This window comes from Kitasatospora sp. NPDC057940 (assembly GCF_042887425.1).
Lineage (GTDB): Bacteria > Actinomycetota > Actinomycetes > Streptomycetales > Streptomycetaceae > Kitasatospora.
Genome location: NZ_JBHVPH010000001.1, coordinates 616,651 through 634,276, shown reverse-complemented (window position 1 = coordinate 634,276; position 17,626 = coordinate 616,651). Strand labels below are relative to the sequence as shown.

The 17,626-nt window shown below is 74.0% G+C and carries 11 protein-coding genes; 10 read left to right on the top strand and 1 reads right to left on the bottom strand.

Translation table 11 applies throughout. The features are described 5' to 3' along the window. Positions 1-2: 2 nt before the first annotated feature. The 9 genes from ACFVTF_RS02685 (at position 3) to ACFVTF_RS02645 (ending at position 8,999) form a co-directional block, all read left to right on the top strand. Positions 3-1,289 carry a type III PLP-dependent enzyme gene (locus ACFVTF_RS02685; protein ID WP_371518153.1) on the top strand — a complete coding sequence of 429 codons (1,287 nt, stop codon included), beginning with the start codon at positions 3-5 and terminating at the stop codon, positions 1,287-1,289. 47 nt (positions 1,290-1,336) lie between these two features. Next, on the top strand, positions 1,337-1,609 hold the full coding sequence (locus tag ACFVTF_RS02680) for an acyl carrier protein (protein ID WP_063348736.1): 273 nt from the start codon (positions 1,337-1,339) through the stop codon (positions 1,607-1,609). 2 nt (positions 1,610-1,611) lie between these two features. After that, on the top strand, positions 1,612-2,511 hold the full coding sequence (locus ACFVTF_RS02675; RefSeq protein ID WP_371518152.1) for a hypothetical protein: 900 nt from the start codon (positions 1,612-1,614) through the stop codon (positions 2,509-2,511). Beyond that, a complete protein-coding gene (locus ACFVTF_RS02670) occupies positions 2,508-3,239 on the top strand; it encodes a hypothetical protein (RefSeq protein WP_387808057.1) in 732 nt (243 codons plus the stop codon). Before ACFVTF_RS02675 ends, ACFVTF_RS02670 begins: the two co-directional genes overlap by 4 nt. Continuing rightward, positions 3,236-4,396 carry an acyl-CoA dehydrogenase family protein gene (locus tag ACFVTF_RS02665; protein WP_387808054.1) on the top strand — a complete coding sequence of 387 codons (1,161 nt, stop codon included), beginning with the start codon at positions 3,236-3,238 and terminating at the stop codon, positions 4,394-4,396. Before ACFVTF_RS02670 ends, ACFVTF_RS02665 begins: the two co-directional genes overlap by 4 nt. A gap of 203 nt (positions 4,397-4,599) precedes the next feature. Continuing rightward, positions 4,600-5,175 (top strand): 4'-phosphopantetheinyl transferase family protein, encoded by a 576-nt coding sequence (locus tag ACFVTF_RS02660; RefSeq protein WP_387808052.1) that lies wholly within the window; start codon positions 4,600-4,602, stop codon positions 5,173-5,175. Positions 5,176-5,329: 154 nt separating this feature from the next. After that, positions 5,330-7,555 carry an MMPL family transporter gene (locus ACFVTF_RS02655; RefSeq protein ID WP_387808049.1) on the top strand — a complete coding sequence of 742 codons (2,226 nt, stop codon included), beginning with the start codon at positions 5,330-5,332 and terminating at the stop codon, positions 7,553-7,555. 258 nt (positions 7,556-7,813) lie between these two features. Then, the gene (locus tag ACFVTF_RS02650) at positions 7,814-8,104 is read left to right on the top strand and encodes a helix-turn-helix transcriptional regulator (protein ID WP_107453059.1); all 291 of its coding nucleotides are present in this window, start codon (positions 7,814-7,816) and stop codon (positions 8,102-8,104) included. 136 nt (positions 8,105-8,240) lie between these two features. Then, complete coding sequence (locus ACFVTF_RS02645; protein WP_363582478.1) at positions 8,241-8,999, top strand: AfsR/SARP family transcriptional regulator; 759 nt, start codon at positions 8,241-8,243, stop codon at positions 8,997-8,999. Positions 9,000-9,113: 114 nt separating this feature from the next. Here the strand turns inward: ACFVTF_RS02645 and ACFVTF_RS02640 are convergent, their stop codons facing one another. Then, on the bottom strand, positions 9,114-16,313 hold the full coding sequence (locus ACFVTF_RS02640; RefSeq protein WP_387808045.1) for an amino acid adenylation domain-containing protein: 7,200 nt from the start codon (positions 16,311-16,313) through the stop codon (positions 9,114-9,116). Between the two features lie 221 nt (positions 16,314-16,534). On the opposite strand from ACFVTF_RS02640, the gene sbnA reads away from it, so the two are divergent. Then, positions 16,535-17,584, top strand: a complete 1,050-nt coding sequence (gene sbnA / locus ACFVTF_RS02635; RefSeq protein WP_387808042.1) for a 2,3-diaminopropionate biosynthesis protein SbnA — start codon at positions 16,535-16,537, stop codon at positions 17,582-17,584. The last annotated feature ends 42 nt before the right edge of the window (positions 17,585-17,626 follow it).

Genomic DNA, 17,626 nt, shown 5'->3' with positions numbered 1-17,626 from the left:
CCGTGAGCGTCGCATTCGAGGTGCAGGGCCTCGGGATCACCGAGCTCGCCGAGGAGTTCGGCACCCCGCTCTACCTGTACGACGGCGAGGAGATCACCACCCGCTTCCAGGGGCTGCGCGAGGCGCTGCACCCGGCGCTGGAGGTCTTCTACTCGCTCAAGGCGAACCCCAACATCTCCGTCTGCGCGCTGCTGCACAGCCTGGGCTCGCGCGCCGAGGTGTCCTCGCTGACGGAGCTGGTCACCGCCCGCCGGGCCGGGGTCGAGCCGCGCGACATCATCTTCCTCGGCCCGGGCAAGAGCCGCGGCGAGGTGGCGGCCTGCCTGGACGAGGACATCCACGCGATCGTCTGCGAGTCGATCGGCGAGCTGGACCTGATCGACGAGGTGGCCCGCGAGCGCGGGATCACCGCCCGGGTCGCGCTGCGGGTCAACCCGAGCTTCTCGGTGAAGGGCTCCGGCCTGACCATGGGCGGCAAGCCGCGCCAGTTCGGCACCGACGAGGAGCTGCTGCTGGCCGAGGGCGAGGACCTCGCCGGCCGCTACCCCAACATCCGGCTGATGGGCGTCCAGGTGTACCTGGGCACCCGCATCCTGATCGAGGAGTCCGTCGTCGAGAACACCCGGCGGATCCTGGAGCTGGCCGAGCGCCTCTCCACCGAGCTGGGCTTCCCGCTGGAGACGGTCGACGTCGGCGGCGGCCTCGGCATCGCCTACTTCGACAACGAGAAGGACCTCGACGTCGCCGAGCTGACCGCCGGGCTCAACCCGCTGATCGCGGACTTCCGCGCCCGGCACCCGGAGACCCGGATGATCATGGAGCTGGGCCGCTTCCTGGTCGCCGCGTCCGGCACCTACGTCACCCGGGTGCGCTACACCAAGACCTCGATGGGCGAGAACTTCGCGGTCACCGACGGCGGCACCAACCACCACATGGCGGCCGTCGGCATCGGCTCGTACGTGAAGCGCAACTTCCCGATGGCCGCGCTGGAGCGGCTGGACGAGCCGGCCACCGAGCCCTGGCACATCACCGGCCCGCTCTGCACGCCCAACGACGTCATCGGCAAGAAGGTGCCGATGCCGGCGCTGCGGGCCGGCGAGCTGATCGGGGTGCAGCGCTCCGGCGCGTACGGGCCGACGGCCTCGCCGGTGCACTTCCTCAGCCACGGCTACCCGGCGGAGGTGCTCGTCCTGGACGGGCGGGCGCACCTGATCCGGGAGCGCGACGACGTCGAGGCCATGCTCGGCCGCCAGCGGCTGTACGCGGCCCCCGGCGACGACCAGAACTGACCACCGACCGGCCGACCCCCGGCCGGGACCAGCCCGAGGAGAACACCATGAGCGACACCGCCAACACCGTGGCCGACGTGAAGTACGTCGACGCCGTCCGCAAGGGCCTGTCGGAGGTCCTCAACAAGGACGTCTCCGGCGCCGACCCGGGCGTCCGCCTCTTCGACGAGCTGGGTCTGGACTCCAGCAGCGCGCTCGAACTGCTCATCACCATCGAGGAGATCCTCGACGTGCAGTTCGACGCCGACGAGCTGGACATGACCCACTTCGAGACCGTGGGCTCGCTGGCCGGCTTCGTCGCCGCGGAAGCGAGCGCCTAAGCATGTTCCGCGCGACTGCGCCCGTGCGGCGTCCGGCCCCGGCCGGCGCGGACGGCCCGCCCGGCACGCCCGGCCAGGCCCCGGCGGCGGTCCTGCCGCGGCTGGTCCGGGCCGGCGCCCACACCCCGCCGGGGCCTGGCGCGCCGTACCGGCCGGAGGCCGCGCGGGAGGACTTCTACCGCGAGCTCGGGGCGCTCTACGGCGCGGACTTCGACCGCGAGCAGTTCGCCGCCTCGGGGCGGCGCACCTCGGTGGAGCTGGCCCACGGCGCGCTCGACGCGCTGGGCCCGCTGACCGCCGAGGAGTGCCCCGAGGTGGTGGTGGTCGCCTACTCCGCACCGGACTTCGACCACGCCGAGCTGGTCGCCTCCTGCGTGAAGGGGCGGCTGCCGGGCGAGCCGCTCTCCTTCGCCCTGTCCGACCAGGGCGTCCTGGCGCCGTTCAGCGCGCTGCGGGTCGCCGTGGAGTACGCCCGGCGGTGCGGCTGGTCGCGGCTGCTGCTGCTGGTCGTGGACCAGGGCACCCAACCGTTCCCGCTGCCCGCGACCGGGCAGAGCGCCGTCCGCGCGGACGCCGCGGTCGCGCTGCTGATCCACTGGGACGGCGGCGACGCGCCGCTGGGCGGCGCGGCCCAGGGCCTCCCGGAGCCGGGGCTGTTCGCCGGCTGGGACACCTCGGCCGCACTGGTCACCGGCTCCGGCCTGTCGGACGGCTGTGCTGAACTTCCGGCACACGGCGGCCCGTGGACCAGGGTGGCGGCCGGACAGCCCGCCACCGGCGGCTGGGCCGCCCTGCTCGCCGCCGCCGACCGGGACCGCCCGGTGGTGGTGGCCGACTACGACCGGGAACGCGGCTTCCTGGCCTACTGCACGCTCGACACGGGGGAGTTGGGGGTCCGATGACGGTTCCGGTCGAGGTGCGCGAGCACTGGCAGGAGGCCCGGACGAGCGCGCGCAACGACGGCCTCGTCCCCGCACTGACCCTGCTCTCCCGCGCGCTGTCCCCCGGGGTGGCACCGCGCGGCCCGCGCGGGCACGCCGTGGTTCCGCGCGAACTCCTCGGCGAGTACGCCGAGTTCGGTGACGACGAGGACGGGGACGGGGGCCCGGACCCGGTGCCCGGCCTGGCCGTCCTGAGCCCCGCCGACGCCGCCCGGGGCCCCGTCGGCCCCGACGCCCACGACTGGGGCACCGGCCTCGCCTGGCTGCGGCTCGGCGCGTCCGAGCGGCTGCGGGAGGCCTGCCTGGCCTACCTCGCGGGCCGCCAGGTCGAGGGTTCCTCGCTGCTGCTGCAACAGCTGGTCAAGGGCGCGCTCGCCGACGTGCTGATCGACCACCTGGAGATCGAGGGCGTCCTCGACGACCTCGCCGAGGGGCCGGACGACTCCGCGGACGACTCCCCACCGGCCCCCGCCCGCCCCCTGGACTGCGCGGCCCTCGCCCGCCTCCAGGCCCAGATCACCCAGGCCGACCGCGCACTGCTGCGGCTGCTGGGGGCGTACGGTTTCACCGCCGAGGGGCCGGGCCGGGCGGCGTACGCCTCCGAGCTCCTCGCCGACGTGTACTGCGGCTGGCCGGGGCCGGCCGGGGACACGGCACAGAACGTCGACTCCCGGAAGGGGAACGTGTGATCAGCCTGCCCGGCCCGCTGGAAACCACGCACCGGTACGTGCGGCGGTGGGCCGAAGACCTGCGGGCGGGCGCGCTCGACCTCGACCGGGACCCGGACGCCGTCCACCGCTTCCTGGACCTGCCCGCCGTGCGCTTCCTGGCCGGCCACCAGGTGCCGCCGGAGTGGGACCGGGCGTCCGCCGACGCCGGCGCCGGCCCCGCACACGGCCTGGCCACCCTGGAGCGGGTCCTGGTGAGCGAGGAACTGGCGCGCGGCGACGCCGGGATGATGCTGGGCGCGCCCGGCGCCTCGATGTGCGGGGTGCTGCTGGGCGTGCTCGGCAGCCAGGCGCAGAAGGACTGGGTGTACGGCCGGCTCGCCGAACGCCCCCGCTGGACCTGCTTCGGCCTCACCGAGCCCGACCGCGGCTCGGCCATCGGCGAGATGACCACCACGCTGACCCCGGTGGGCGACGGCTCGTACGTCCTGGACGGCGAGAAGCGCTACGTCGGCAACGCCGCCCGGGCCGACCTGGGCGCCGTGTTCGCGCGGGTCGCGGGCACCGAGCGGCTCGGCGTGCTGGCCGTCCTGGTGGACACCGCCGACCCCGGGTTCCGGGCGGAGCCGCTGCCCACCCTCGGCCTGCGCGGCGTCCAGCTGACCCGGATCACCCTCGACGGGGTGCACGTGCCCGCCGAACGGGTGCTCGGCGCCCACCTGCCGCCGACCCGGCGGGGGATGTGGAGCATCGTCTCGGTCTTCAACCAGCTCCGCCCGAGCGTGGCCGCGATCGCCCTCGGCATCGCCCGGGCCGCCCACGACTACGTCGCCGAGAACCGCCGGGACCTGCGCGGCGCGGAGCGCGAGCTGTTCGAGTCGCTCGGCCAGCGGATCGACGCGGCCCGCCGGTTGACCTACCGGGCGGCCCTCGCGGTGGACCGCAGGCCGGCCGCCGGGCACCTCTCCTCGGCGGCGAAGGCCCGCGCCTGCGAGCTCGCCGAGGACGTCACGATGCGCGCGCTGGGTTTCTTCGGGCCCGGCGCCCGGCTGGACCACCCGCTCCTCGACAAACTCGCCCGGGACGCACGGGGCGTGGAGTTCATGGAGGGGACACGGAACATCCAGAAGCTGAATCTGTTCCAGGGGTTGCACACCGGAAAGGTGGGCCGGTTCTGAACGGGACAGAACAACCGGTCGGTCGGGACACGGTCGAGATCTGGCAGATTCCGCTGACCGGTGGTGAGCACCCGGACCACCCGGGCGGCGAAGCCGCCCAGGACGCCCCGGACGGCTACCCGCCGCACCTGGAGGAACTGCTCGACGAGCAGGAGCGGGCCCGCGCCCGGAGCGGACAGCTGCCCGGGCTGCGGCGCCGCTTCGTGCTCGCGCACGCCGCCACCCGGATCGTCCTCGGCGAGCGCCTCGGCCGCCACCCGGCCGCGCTGCGCTTCAGCCGCGGCCCGTGGGGGAAGCCGGCCGTCGAGGACGCGCCGGGCCTGCACTTCAACCTGTCCCACTCGGGCGAGATCGCCCTGCTCGCCCTGGCATCACGGCCGGTCGGCGTGGATGTCGAGCTGGCCCGTGCCGAGCTGGACACCGCCCGGCTGGCCGGTCGCTTCTTCCCCCCGGACGAACGGGAGCTGGTCGCCCGGGACGGGCCCGACGCCTTCACCCGGCTGTGGACCAGGAAGGAGGCGTGCGTGAAGGCCTCGGGCGCCAGACTCACCCAGGGCATGGGGATCCCGGTCGCCCACGACGGACCGGAAGCCACCGTGTACGCACGCTCCGGGCCGTTGCCCGGGCCGTGGAGAGTCACCGACCTGCCGCTGCCCGAGGAATACGCTGGGTCCGTCGCACTGATCGGCGACGGGCCCTTTAACGTGTCCCGGCGGATGTGGTATCAAATTCCGCCCGGGGAATCCGGTGGCAGCCCTCCCGGGTCGGCTGTCAAGTAGAAGAAACTCCCCCTCCAATCGTCGAAGTTGTACCCGTGATCATGCGTCGAAGCGTCACTAGATTCAGTGATGCAGGCGAACGCCGCACCGCACCGGCCGGACTCATAAGTCAGGCCCGTGTCTTGATCCGGGCATTTCTTTTGAGGAGGGGAACGTGATCGTGGAAGGCAGGAACGTGATCACCAGGGCCGCTCGGTGGAGCGCCGTCCACCCCTGGTGGGCGATCGCGCTCTGGGTGGCGTTCGTCGTGGCGGCCCTCGTGGTCGGCGGCGTCACGGGCACCCGGCAGGCCACCACCTCCGACCTCGCCATCGGCCAGTCCGGCCGGGCGGCCGCGATCGCCCGCAGCGGCGGCCTCCAGGAGCGCGCGGTGGAGAACGTCCTCATCACCCCGTGGGACGGCGGCCGGCTCGACCCCGTCCAGGCGCAGTCCGCGGCCTCGGACGCCACCCGCGACCTGAAGGCCCTCCCCGGCATCAGCTCGATCGACGCCCCGGTGCCCGCGCCGGACGGCTCGGCCCTGCTCGTCCCGGTGACCCTCGACGGCGATCCGGAGACCTCCGCCGACCGGGTGCAGCCGCTCATCGACACCGTGGCGAGGACCCACACGTCGCACACCGGGCTGCGGATGGAACTCGTCGGCGCCGGCTCGATCAAGGCCGGGCTCAACGAGATGCTGAGCAAGGACCTCGGCAAGGCGACCGTGCTGAGCCTGCCGGTGACGCTGCTCGTGATGGTCTTCGTCTTCGGCGCGATCGTCGCCGCGAGCGTCCCGGTCGTCCTCGGCCTGTCCTCGGTGCTCGCCGGGCTCGGCCTGTGGGGGGTGGCCTCCCAACTGGTGCCCGACCCGGGGCCGGTGACGCACGTCATCGTGCTGATGGGCATGGCCATCGGGGTCGACTACTCGCTGTTCTACCTCAAACGCCAGCGCGAGGAGCGGGCGTTGGGCGCCAACAACATCGACGCCATCGAGATCGCGGCCGCCACCTCCGGGCACTCTGTGCTGGTGTCCGGCGTGGTCGTCATGATCTCGATGGGGGCGCTCTACCTCGCCGGGCACATCGCCTTCGAGTCAATGGCCACCGGCGCGGTGCTGGTGGTCGCCATCGCGATCACCTCCTCGCTGACCGTGCTGCCGGCCATGCTGTCCCGGTTCGGACGCTACCTGGACGCGCCGCGGGTCCCGGTGGTGTGGCGGCTCACCCAGAAGGGCGGGGTCAAGCCGCGGCTGTGGTCGACCATGCTCAAGCCCGCCCTGCGCCACCCGGTGATCGCGCTGGTGCTCTCGGTCGGCGCGCTGCTCGTCCTCGCGCTGCCCGCCCTCGGCCTGAAGCTCAAGGCCACCGGGATCGACGACCTGCCCCGGTCGATCCCGGCGATGCAGGCCAACGAGCGGCTGACCGGCTCCTTCCCGAGCCAGGCCGACACCCACACCGTCGCGGTGAAGGTCCCGGCCGACCGGACGGCGGAGCTGGGCGGCGCGGTGGAGGCGCTGGTCGAACGCGCCTCGCAGGACGCCCTCTTCGTGCACAACCCGGCGCCGACCGTCCGCACCTCCCCCGACGGCACGGTCGCCACCATCGCGATCGGCACCCACTTCGACAGCGGCTCGCCGCAGGCCCGCGCCTCGCTGGCCCGGCTGCGCCAGGACCTCGCCCCGCAGACCCTCGGCACCGTCGCGGGCGCCGAGTTCGCGGTCGGCGGCAGCGACGTCGCGTTCGACGTCGACTACCGGGCGAACGTCATGCACAAGATGCCCTGGGTGCTCGGGGTGGCCCTGGTACTGACCTTCCTGGTGATGACCGTCGCGTTCCGCTCGGTGATGCTCGCGCTGATCACCGTGGCGCTCAACCTGCTGTCCGCGGCGGCCTCCTTCGGCCTGCTCGCGCTGATCTTCCAGCACACCTGGGCGGAGGACCTGCTGCACTTCGAGTCCACCGGCCGGGTGGTGGCCTGGCTGCCGCTGATGCTCTTCGTGATCCTGCTCGGCCTGTCGATGGACTACCACGTCTTCGTGGTCAGCCGGATCCGGGAGGCGGCGCGCGGCGGGCTCTCCGTGAAGGAGGCGGTCGAGCAGGGCATCACCCGCACGGCGGGCGTGGTGACCAGCGCCGCGGTGGTGATGGTCTGCGTGTTCGCCCTGCTGGCCTCGCTGAACTTCATCGAGATGAAGCAGATGGGGGTGGGCATGGCCTGCGCGGTGCTGCTCGACGCGACGGTGATCCGGATCGTCGTCCTGCCGGCCGTGGTCACCCTGCTCGGCTGGAAGACCTTCTGGCCCTCGCGGCTCGCGCGCCAGACCACGACCCGGACCCCGCGGATGCCGGCCATCGTGGCCGCGGCGGCGGCGGCCTCGGCGGCGCGCACGACCCTCCCGTAACCCGGGAACCGTCCAACTCGACGGCCGGGGAAGGGCTTAGCCCCTTCCCCGGCCCTTTTCGTGTGCGTTTCGTGCAGGCACCGGCCACAACCAGTTGTGACAAGGGGTTTGACGCCGACAGTCCCGTGGTGGTTTGTTACGGGAGTTGTAGAATCGCATGCGCGTTCGTCGGCACGTGAACGACCTTCCCGGTGACGGGGGGGCACAACTGCCGCCGGACGCACCACGGGGAAGCAGGGGGCGGTCAGGGGGGTGGCCATGCACAGTGACGGCAGCCTCGCCTCGGCGCGCTGGCGCAACGAGCTCACCCGGGTCGGGACGCTGTCCGGACGGGAACGGCAGGTCTTCGACCTGATCGGTGCCGGACACTCCAACCGCGGCATCGCCGCCCGACTGCACGTCACGGAGCGCACGGTGAAGGCGCACGTCGCCAACATCCTCGCGAAACTGGGAGTGGAGTCGCGGCTTCAGGTGGGGTTGGTGGCGCAGGTTCATCAACTCATGTACGAAGGTACATGGCCGGACGACCCAGGCGTGTCCGATACTTGACCAGCGCGAATGATACCCAGGCTTTTCCCCTTTGTCAGGCCACCCCAAACACGTCGACCACTGTTGACGGTGGCCGGGCCGAGGTCACAGGAGAAAGGCTTGTGGCTGGAGTTCACCGCTAGGGACGGGGAATTTGGTGTACATCTCCATATTAGGCCCACTATTGATCGGCGACGGTCAGCGCACCGTAGGTCTACGGGCGAAGAAGAATCGCGTGATGCTCACCATGCTGGCGCTCAACGCCGGTCAGGTGGTCGCGTTCGACGAACTGATCGACGAGCTGTGGGGGGAAGCGCCGCTCAAGAACGCGCGCAACGCCTTGCAGGCCAATGTCAAACGCATGCGCAAATCGTTGGCGGAACTTGGTCTGGAGGGGCCGGACCAGGAACTCATCCGCACGGTTGACAACGGTTACATGCTCAACGTCTCGGAGGACGCGGTCGACGCGTACCGATTCCTGCGGACGGCGGAGAAAGGCGCGGGGCTGGTCAGCGACCGGCCGTACGAAGCGATGGACACGCTCCGCAAGTCGCTCGCGATGTGGCGCGGACCGGCCCTGCTCGACACGAGCGACGGGCCCTGGTGCCGGGCCGTCGCGCTGCGTCTGGACGAGCAGCGCAAGACCGCGCGGGAGGACCTCATCTCGGCGCAGCTGCAGGCGGGCGAGGCGGGGGCGGTGGTGGCCGAGCTGAAGCAGTTGCTCGCCCAGTACCCGGAACGCGAGCGGTTCAGCGAGCAGTTGATGATCGCCCTCTACCGGTGCGGCCGGCAGTCGGAGGCCGTCGACATCTTCCACCGCACCCGGAAGTGGCTCGACGACGAGTTGGGGCTCAAACCGAGTCGTCGTCTCCACCACCTCTACCAGGCGATCCTGATGCAGGACCCCTCGCTGTAAGTACCGTCGGGGCGAGGGCAGTTCGCCCCGGCACGCCGGCGGCTCCCCGGCTGGGGCGCCGCCGACGGCCCCGTGACGGCCGGGCCCGGATTCCGGGCCCGGCCGTCACGTCGTTCAGGACCGGCGCAGCGCGGCGTCGGCCACCGCGCCGATCCGGCCGGCCGCCTCCCGGCCGAGCATCTCCTCGTGGCCGCAGGCGACGTCGTGCACCGTCAGCGCGCCGGTCAGGTGCGCGCGCCAGCGGTCGGCGAGCTCGGCGGCGGGGGCGCCCTGCACCTCGTCGGCGGCGGCGAACAGCAGCAGCGAGCCGTCGAACCGGCCGGGGGTGAACTCCCGGGCGATGTCGGTGTGGTGGCGCATCACCGCCATCAGCCGGCGCAGCTCCCCGTCGTCGATGCCCGCCCCGGTGGCGTGGTGGGCGAGGAAGGCCTCGCGGATCTCCTCGTCGGTCGGGGCGTGGTCGCCCGGCAGCACCGGGAAGACGTCCAGCGCCGCCAGGAAGGCCACCCGCTCGCCCGCCGCCTGGAGCTGCACCGCCATCTCGTGCGCGACCAGCCCGCCGAAGGACCAGCCCAGCAGGTGGTACGGGCCGTGCGGCTGCACCCGGCGGATCCTCGCCAGGTACGTGGCCGCCAGCTCCCGTACGCCCTGCGGCCGTTCCCACTCCCCCTCGGGCGCGGCGACGCCGTCGGACTGCAGCGCGTACACCGGCCGGGCCGGGTCGAGGTGCGGGGCCAGCTCCGCGTACGGGAGGCCGAAGCCGACCCCGCCGTGCACGCAGAACAGCGGCTCGGCGGTGCCGCCCGGCCGGATCGGCAGCACCGGCTCCAGCACCGTCGCGGGGAGCCGCTGCGCGGTGGCGGGCCGGGCGGCGGCGGCGAGGGCCGCCACCGTCTTGTGGGTGAAGACGTCGGCCAGCGAGAGCGTGAGCCCGGCCTTCGCGGCCCGGCTGACGATCTGCACCGAGCGCAGGCTGTCGCCGCCGAGGTCGAAGAAGTCCCCGTCGGCGCCGACCTGGTCGAGGCCGAGGATCTCGCCGAAGACCCCGGCGATGACCTCCTCGGCCGGCGTGCCCGGGAGCCGCACCGGGGCCTGCGCGGCGGCGGGCGCGGCACCGGGCGCCGGCAGGGCGCGGGTGTCGAGCTTGCCGTTCGCGGTCAGCGGCAGCGCGGGCAGCGTCACCAGCGTCGCGGGCACCATGTGCGCGGGCAGCGACCCGGCGACGAACGCGCGCAGCACCGGCACGTCGACGGCGGCGACGCCGGGCAGCGGCACCACGTACCCGGTCAGCTGGGGCACGCCGGTGGGCGAGGGCGCGACCCGCACCGCGGCCTGCACGACCACCGGGTGGCGCACCAGCGCGGCCTCGATCTCGCCGAGCTCGATCCGGAAGCCGCGCAGCTTCACCTGGTGGTCCACCCGGCCGACGTAGTCGAGCGTGCCGTCGGCCCGCCAGCGGGCCAGGTCGCCGGTGCGGTACATCCGGGTGCCGGCCGGGCCGTACGGGTCCGCGACGAAGCGCTCGGCGGTGGTGGCCGGGCGGCGCAGGTAGCCGTGCGCCAGGCCGGTGCCGGCGATGTACAGCTCGCCGGTGACGCCGACCGGCGCGGGCGCGAGGGCGTCGTCCAGGACGTACAGCCGGTGGTTGTCCAGCGGGCGGCCGATCGGCGGGCGGCCGCCGCCGGGGCGCAGCGGGTCGCTCCAGGTGGCGCAGACCGAGGCCTCGGTCGGGCCGTAGGCGTTGCGGAACCCGGTCAGCGGGGCGAAGCGGTCGACCAGCGCCGGCGGGCAGGCCTCGCCGGCGACCAGCAGGTGCAGGCCCCCGGGCAGCACCACGTCCTCGGGCAGGCCCGCGACCACCGTGGGCGGCAGCACGGCGTGGTTGACCCGGTGCTCGGCGAGCAGCGCGCCCAGCACCTCCCCGGAGATCCGGCTCTCGTCGGTGGCGACCACCAGGGTGCCGCCCGAGTACAGCGAGACGCACAGCTCCCAGACGGTGGCGTCGAAGCTGAACGAGGCGAACTGCAGCACCCGGGTGTCCGGCCCGGCGCCCAGCCGCGCCCGGTGGTTGGCGGCCAGGTTGGCCGCCCCCAGGTGCGGCACCGCGACGCCCTTGGGGCGGCCGGTGGAGCCCGAGGTGTAGATCACGTAGGCGACGTCCTGCGGGAGGAGCGGCCGGGTGCGGTCGGCGTCGACGGGGTTGCGGTCGGGCCGGCCGGCCAGGTCGGACCGGGTGCGCACGGAGTCCAGGACCAGCGGGACGACGCCCTCGGGCAGCCCCGGGATCCGGTCGGCGACCGCCTCGACGGTCAGCACCTGGGCGGGCGCCGCGTCGTCGAGCATGTAGGCGATCCGCTCGGCCGGGTACTGCGGGTCGACCGGCAGGTAGGCGGCGCCGGTCTTGAGCACCGCCAGCAGCGCGACCACCAGCGGCGCGGAGCGCGGCATCGCCAGCGCGACCACGTCGCCCGGCCCGACCCCGCGCTCCAGCAGCAGGTGGGCGAGCCGGTTGGCCCGCTCGTTGAGCCCCGCGTAGGACAGCCGCACCGTCCCCGGGCCGGCCGGCACGCCGTCCGGGCCGACCAGCGCGGGGTGGTCCGGGTCGGCGGCCGCCAGGCCCTCGAACACGGCGGTCAGGGTGACCGGGGTGAACGGGGCGGTCGGACCGGCCCACTCCTCCAGCAGGACGCGGCGCTCCTCGGCGGTGAGCAGGTCGAGGGCGCTGAGCGGCGCGTCGGGGGTGCGGGCGGCGGAGTCGAGCAGGGTGGCCAGGGCCCGGGCGAGGCGGGCCGCCGTCGCCCCGGTGAACAGGTCCTCGCGGTACTCCAGGCGGATGTCCAGACCGGCCGGGGCGCCGTCCGGACCGGTCCGCTCCAGCACCTGGAAGGACAGGTCGAACTTGGCCGTCGTGCTGCCGATCGGCAGCACCTCGGCGCTCAGGCCGGGCATCGCGGGCAGCAGGTCGGCGCCGCTCCCGAATTCGGCGGCCTCGAAGGCCAGGATCACCTGGAAGAGCGGCTGCCGGCCCATCGAGCGGACCGGGTTGAGCTCCTCCACCAGGTGCTCGAAGGGCAGTTCGGCGTGCCCGTAGGCGGTCAGGTCGGTCTCCCGGACCCGCCCGAGCAGGGCGGTGAACGCCGGGTCGCCCGAGGTGTCGGTGCGCAGCACCACGGTGTTGACGAAGAAGCCGACCAGGTCGCGGACCGCGTCGTCGGTGCGCCCGGCCACCGGGCTGCCGAGCGGGATGTCGGTGCCCGCGCCCAGCCGGGTGAGCAGTGCGGCCAGGCCCGCCTGGACGGCCATGAACAGGCTGGCGCCACCGCGCCGGGCGAGTTCGGCGAGCCGGGCGTGGGTCCCGGCGGGCACCGTGCACCCGACCTCGGCGCCGCGGTGCCCGGCCCGGGCCGGGCGGGGGAAGTCGGTGGGCAGGTCCAGCTCCTCCGGGATGCCCGCCAGCGCCTCGCGCCAGTGCGCGAGTTCGGCGCCGGCCAGGCTGTCCGGGTCGTCCTTGGAGCCGAGCAGTTCGCGCTGCCAGAGCGCGTGGTCGGCGTATTGCACCGGCAGCGGCTCCCAGCGCGGCCCGGCGCCGTCCAGCCGGGCCCGGTAGGCGTCGGAGAGGTCGCGGGCGAGCGGGCCGAACGACCAGCCGTCGGCGGCGATGTGGTGCACCGTCAGGGCCAGCGCGTGGCTGTCCCGGCCGAGGGTGAACAGCCGGGCCCGCAGCGGCACCTGGGCGGACAGCTCGAAGGGGTGGACGGCCTCGGCGGCCAGCGCCGCCTCCAGCGCGCCCGGCGCCGCCCCGGAGAGGTCCACCACGACCAGCGGGGCGCCGGCCTGCTCGGCCTCCTCGGCGGAGAGCACCAGCTGCGAGGGCAGCCCGTCGGCCTCGGCGAAGACGGTGCGCAGGCTCTCGTGCCGGGCCACCACGTCGCGGACGGCGGCGGCCAGCGCGGCGGCGTCCAGCGGGCCGGTGAGGCGGACCGCCAGCGGGATGTTGTAGTTGCCGGTGGGCCCGTCCATCTTGTCCAGGAACCAGAGCCGCTCCTGGGCGTAGGAGAGCGGCACCGAGGACGGCCGGTTCGGGACGGCGCGCAGCGCGGGGCGCCGGGGGGCCGGCTCCGCGGCGGCGGCCGCCGCCGCGTCCGGGTCGAGGGCGCGGGCCAGCGCCTCGGCCGTCCGGGCGTCGAACAGGGTCCGCACCGGGACGTCCACGCCGAGCGCGGCACGCAGCCGGTTGGCGACCCTGGTCGCGGACAGCGAGTGGCCGCCGAGTTCGAAGAAGTCGTCGTCGGCGCCGACCCGGTCGAGCCCGAGGGCCTCCGCGAAGACCGCGCAGAGCAGTTCCTCGCGCTCCCCCGCGGGCTCGCGTCCGGTGCCCGCCCGCTCGTCCGGCGGGGCGGGCAGGGCCTTGCGGTCGACCTTGCCGTTGGGGGTCAGCGGCAGGTCGTCCAAGGGAACGTACACGGCAGGGATCATGTGCGTGGGCAGCACCGATGACGCCCGCTCCCGCAAGCGGTCGCGGTCGATCCCTGCCGGTACGACATAGGCGACCAGGCGGGCGTCCCCCGCCCGGTCGGTGCGGGCCGTGACGACGGCCCGCGTCACTCCGGGCTGCGCCGCGAGCACGGACTCGATCTCGCCGAGCTCGATGCGGTAGCCACGGATCTTCACCTGGTGGTCGCTGCGCCCCGCGTACTCCAGGGCGGTGCCGGCGGCGTCCCAGCGGACGATGTCGCCGGTGCGGTACATCCGCTCGCCGCTCGGGCCGTACGGGTCGGCGACGAAGCGCTCGGCGCTCAGGCCGGGGCGGCCCAGGTAGCCGCGGGCCAGGCCGGTGCCGGCGAGGTAGAGGTCGCCGAAGGTGCCGTCGGGGACGGGGCGCAGCGCGCCGTCCAGGACGTACACCCGGGTGTTGGCGATCGGGCCGCCGATCGGCGGCGGCCCGGCCTCGGCGGCGGTCAGCGGCGCGGCGGTGGACCAGATGGTGGTCTCGGTCGGGCCGTACACGTTGGTCACGGACGCGCAGTGCGCGGTGAGGGTGCGGGCCAGCGGCTCGGGCAGCGCCTCGCCGCCGACCAGGGCGCGCAGGCCGGCCAGCCGGGGGGCGTGGTCGGCGGCGAGCGACTGCCAGAGGCTGGGGGTGGCCTGCAGCAGGGTGGCGTCCAGGCCGGTGACGGCGTCCGCCAGGGCGGCCGGGTCGCGGACCGTCTCGCGGTCGGCGACCAGCAGTTCGGCGCCGGCGGCGAGCGGGACGAACAGCTCCAGGTTGGCGATGTCGAAGCCGAAGGTGGTGACGGCGAGGAAGCGGTCCTCGGGGGTCACCTCGAAGCGGGCGACCATGTCCTCGACCAGGTTGACCAGCGCCCGGTGCGGCACCACGACGCCCTTGGGGCGGCCGGTGGAGCCCGAGGTGTAGATCACGTACGCGGGGTGGTCGGCGCGCGGGGCCGTGCCCGGTACGCGCTGCCCGGGCGCACCGGTCGCGGCGTCCGGGCCGTCCAGCACCCACAGCTCGCCGGTGCTCATCCCGCCTTCGGCGGCTTCGGAGGAGTCGGCGGATTCGGCGGATTCGGCGGCGAGGAGTTCGCGCACCCGGCGGTGGGTGAGGGTGACCACCGGGGCGGCGTCGGCGAGCATGTAGCGCAGCCGGTCGGCCGGGTAGTCCGGGTCCAGCGGCAGGTAGGCCGCGCCGGACTTGAGGACGGCCAGGGCGGCGACCACCAGGTCGCAGGAGCGGTCCAGCGCGATCGCCACCACCTGCTCCGGGCCGGCCCCGGCGGCGTGCAGGGCCTGCGCCAGCGCGTCGGCGCGGGCGTGCAGTTCGCGGTAGGTCAGGCGCTCCCCGCCGCAGCGCACGGCGGGCGCGTCCGGGGTGCGGGCGGCCCGGGCGGCCAGCAGCGGGGCCAGCCAGTCGCCGGACAGCGGCGCCCCGGTGGCGTTGCGGGCCCCGGTGATCTCGGCGCGCTCGGCCTCGTCCAGGACGTCCAGCCGGCCGCACGGCTCGTCGGGCCGGGCGACGGCGGCGGCCAGCAGCCGGGCGAAGCGCCGCCCGACCAGTTCGGCCTCGGCCCGGGTGACCAGCGCGGGCACGTGGTTGACGGCCAGGCCGAAGGGGGTGCCGGGGAAGACCGTGAGGGTGACGGGGAAGTGGGTGGCGGAGCGGACGTCGGCGCCGGTCACCCGGGGGCCGGTGCCGGTGGCCAGCGGCAGGCCGCCCATCGGGTAGTTCTGGAACATCAGGGCGGTGTCGAAGAGTTCGCCGCGCACGGCGGTGAGCTGCTGGACCTCCGCCAGGGTCAGGTGCTCGTGCGCCAGCAGCGCGGTCTGCGACCGCTGCACGTCGGCGAAGAGCTCGGCCGGGGTACGGGCCGGGTCGACGTCCACCCGGACCGGGAGCGTGTTGGCGAACAGGCCCACCATCCGCTCGACGTCCGGGACCTCGGCCGGCCGGCCGGAGGTGACCGCGCCGAACAGCACGGTGTCCTGGCCGGTCAGCCGGGACAGCAGCAGCGCCCAGCAGCCCTGCACCACCGCGTTGACGGTCAGGCCGCGCGAGCGGGCGAAACCGGTCAGCGCGGCGGAGACCTCGGGGGTCAGCTCCAGCGGGACGGCCTGCGGCAGCGCGGCCGCACCGACGGCCCGGTCGCGGCCGGCCGGCACCAGCCGGGTCGGGTCGACGACCCCGGCCAGGGCGGCGGTCCAGGCCTGCCGGGCGGCCTCCTTGTCCTGCGCGCCGAGCCAGGCCAGGTGCGCCTGGTAACGGGCCGCACCGGCCTGCGGCTGCTTGGCGGGGGTGCCGCCGGCCTTCAGCTCCTCGGCGAGCGCGGCCAGTTCGCCGATCAGCGAGACCATCGACCAGCCGTCCACCAGGATGTGGTGGACGGTCCAGACCAGCCGGCAGCGCCCGCCCTCGGCGCGGGCCAGGGTGAGCCGCTGGAGCGGCGGGCGGGCGAGGTCGAAGCGGCGCAGCCGGTCCTCCTCGGCGAGCCGGTCGAACTCCGCCTCCGGCCCGGCCGCGCCGGCCGCCACCGCGACCTCGCGCCACGGCAGTTCGACCGACGTGGGGATCACCTGGACCGCCTCGCCGCTCTTGCGGTGCCGGAAGCAGGCCTTCAGGTTGGGGTGCCGTTCCAGGAGCAGGCCCGCCGCGGTGCGCAGCGCGACGGCATCGGCGTCGGTCAGCTCGTCCAGGTCGAGGACAAGCTGAATGGTGTAGACGTCCGTCCCCTCACGGTCGTACTCCGAGAGAAAGAGCAGTCCCTGTTGCAGCGGCGAGAGCGGAAGGACTTCACTGATGGCGGACGGCCGATTCAAACCGGGCTCCTCGTGGAAGGCCTGCAGGTGCGGAATAACAAACGCTTTCCGATGGCGCTGACGAGCAACTGACCGGCAACTGACGGACGGCTGACGCGTGCCTCCGGGCGGCCCCGAAACCCTGGTCGCGGACCCCGTCAGCAGTCCGTCAGCCCCTCGTCAGCGCCCGGCGGGAGGCTTGCCGCCGAGGCTAATTCGTTACCGAAGGCCAGGAGTCTCCAGTGCCGGTCATTTCCGCGTCGCACGAATTCGAGGTCAGCGACCTCTTCGTGAATCTGCAGCCGTTCTTCGGGCACCGTCTCTTCCTGAAAGTCGAAGGGTTCAACTTCGCCGGGTCCATCAAGCTGAAAGCGGCCCGGGAAATGGTCGCGCAGGCCGAGGCGGCGGGCGTCCTCGGCCCCGGCTCGACCCTGGTGGAATCCTCGTCCGGGAACATGGGCGTCGCCCTGAGCGTGCTCGCCGCCAGCCGCGGCTACAAGTTCATCTGCGTCACCGACTCTCGTTGCAACGAGGTCACCCGCCGCACCATGGAGTCGTACGGCGCCGAGGTGCACCTGATCACCGAGCCGCACGAGACCGAGGGCTTCCTCGGTGCGCGGATCCGCCACGTCAAGGCGCTGCTCGCCGCCGACGAGAAGCGGGTCTGGCTCAACCAGTACCTGAGCCCGGGCAACTGGATGGCGCACTACCGGACCACCGCGCCGGCCATCGCCCGCCAGTTCCCGGACCTGAACGTGCTGTTCATCGGCGCGGGCACGACCGGGACGCTGATGGGCTGCGCCCGGTACTTCCGCGAGCGGCGCCCCTCGGTGCGGGTCGTCCCGGTCGACAGCGTCGGCTCGGTCACCTTCGGCGCCCCGCCGGCCACCCGGCACATCCCGGGCCTGGGCACCAGCGTGCGGCCCGCGCTGCTGGACGAGTCGCTGGTGGAGCGGGCGGTCCACGTCGAGGAGACCGACACCGTCCGGACCTGCCGCGAACTGATGCGCGGCGGCTTCCTGTTCGGCGGCTCCACCGGGACGGCCGTCAGCGGCGCGCTGCGCTGGCTGAACGAGCACTACGGCGACGGCGCGGGCGGCGTGCGCGAGCGGGTGACCGCCGTGACCATCTCGCCGGACCTGGGCGAGCGCTACATGGACACCGTCTACCACGACGAGTGGGTGCGCGGTTCGGTCGGCCCGGAGGGCCTGCTGCCCGGGGTCGAGCACCGGGGCCTCGGGGCGGGCGTCGCCGCCGGGCTCCAGGCCGGGCTCCAGACCGTGTCCGGCTGACCGGACCGGCGGGGCCGGGTCGGCGCGAGCGGGCCGGCGGGG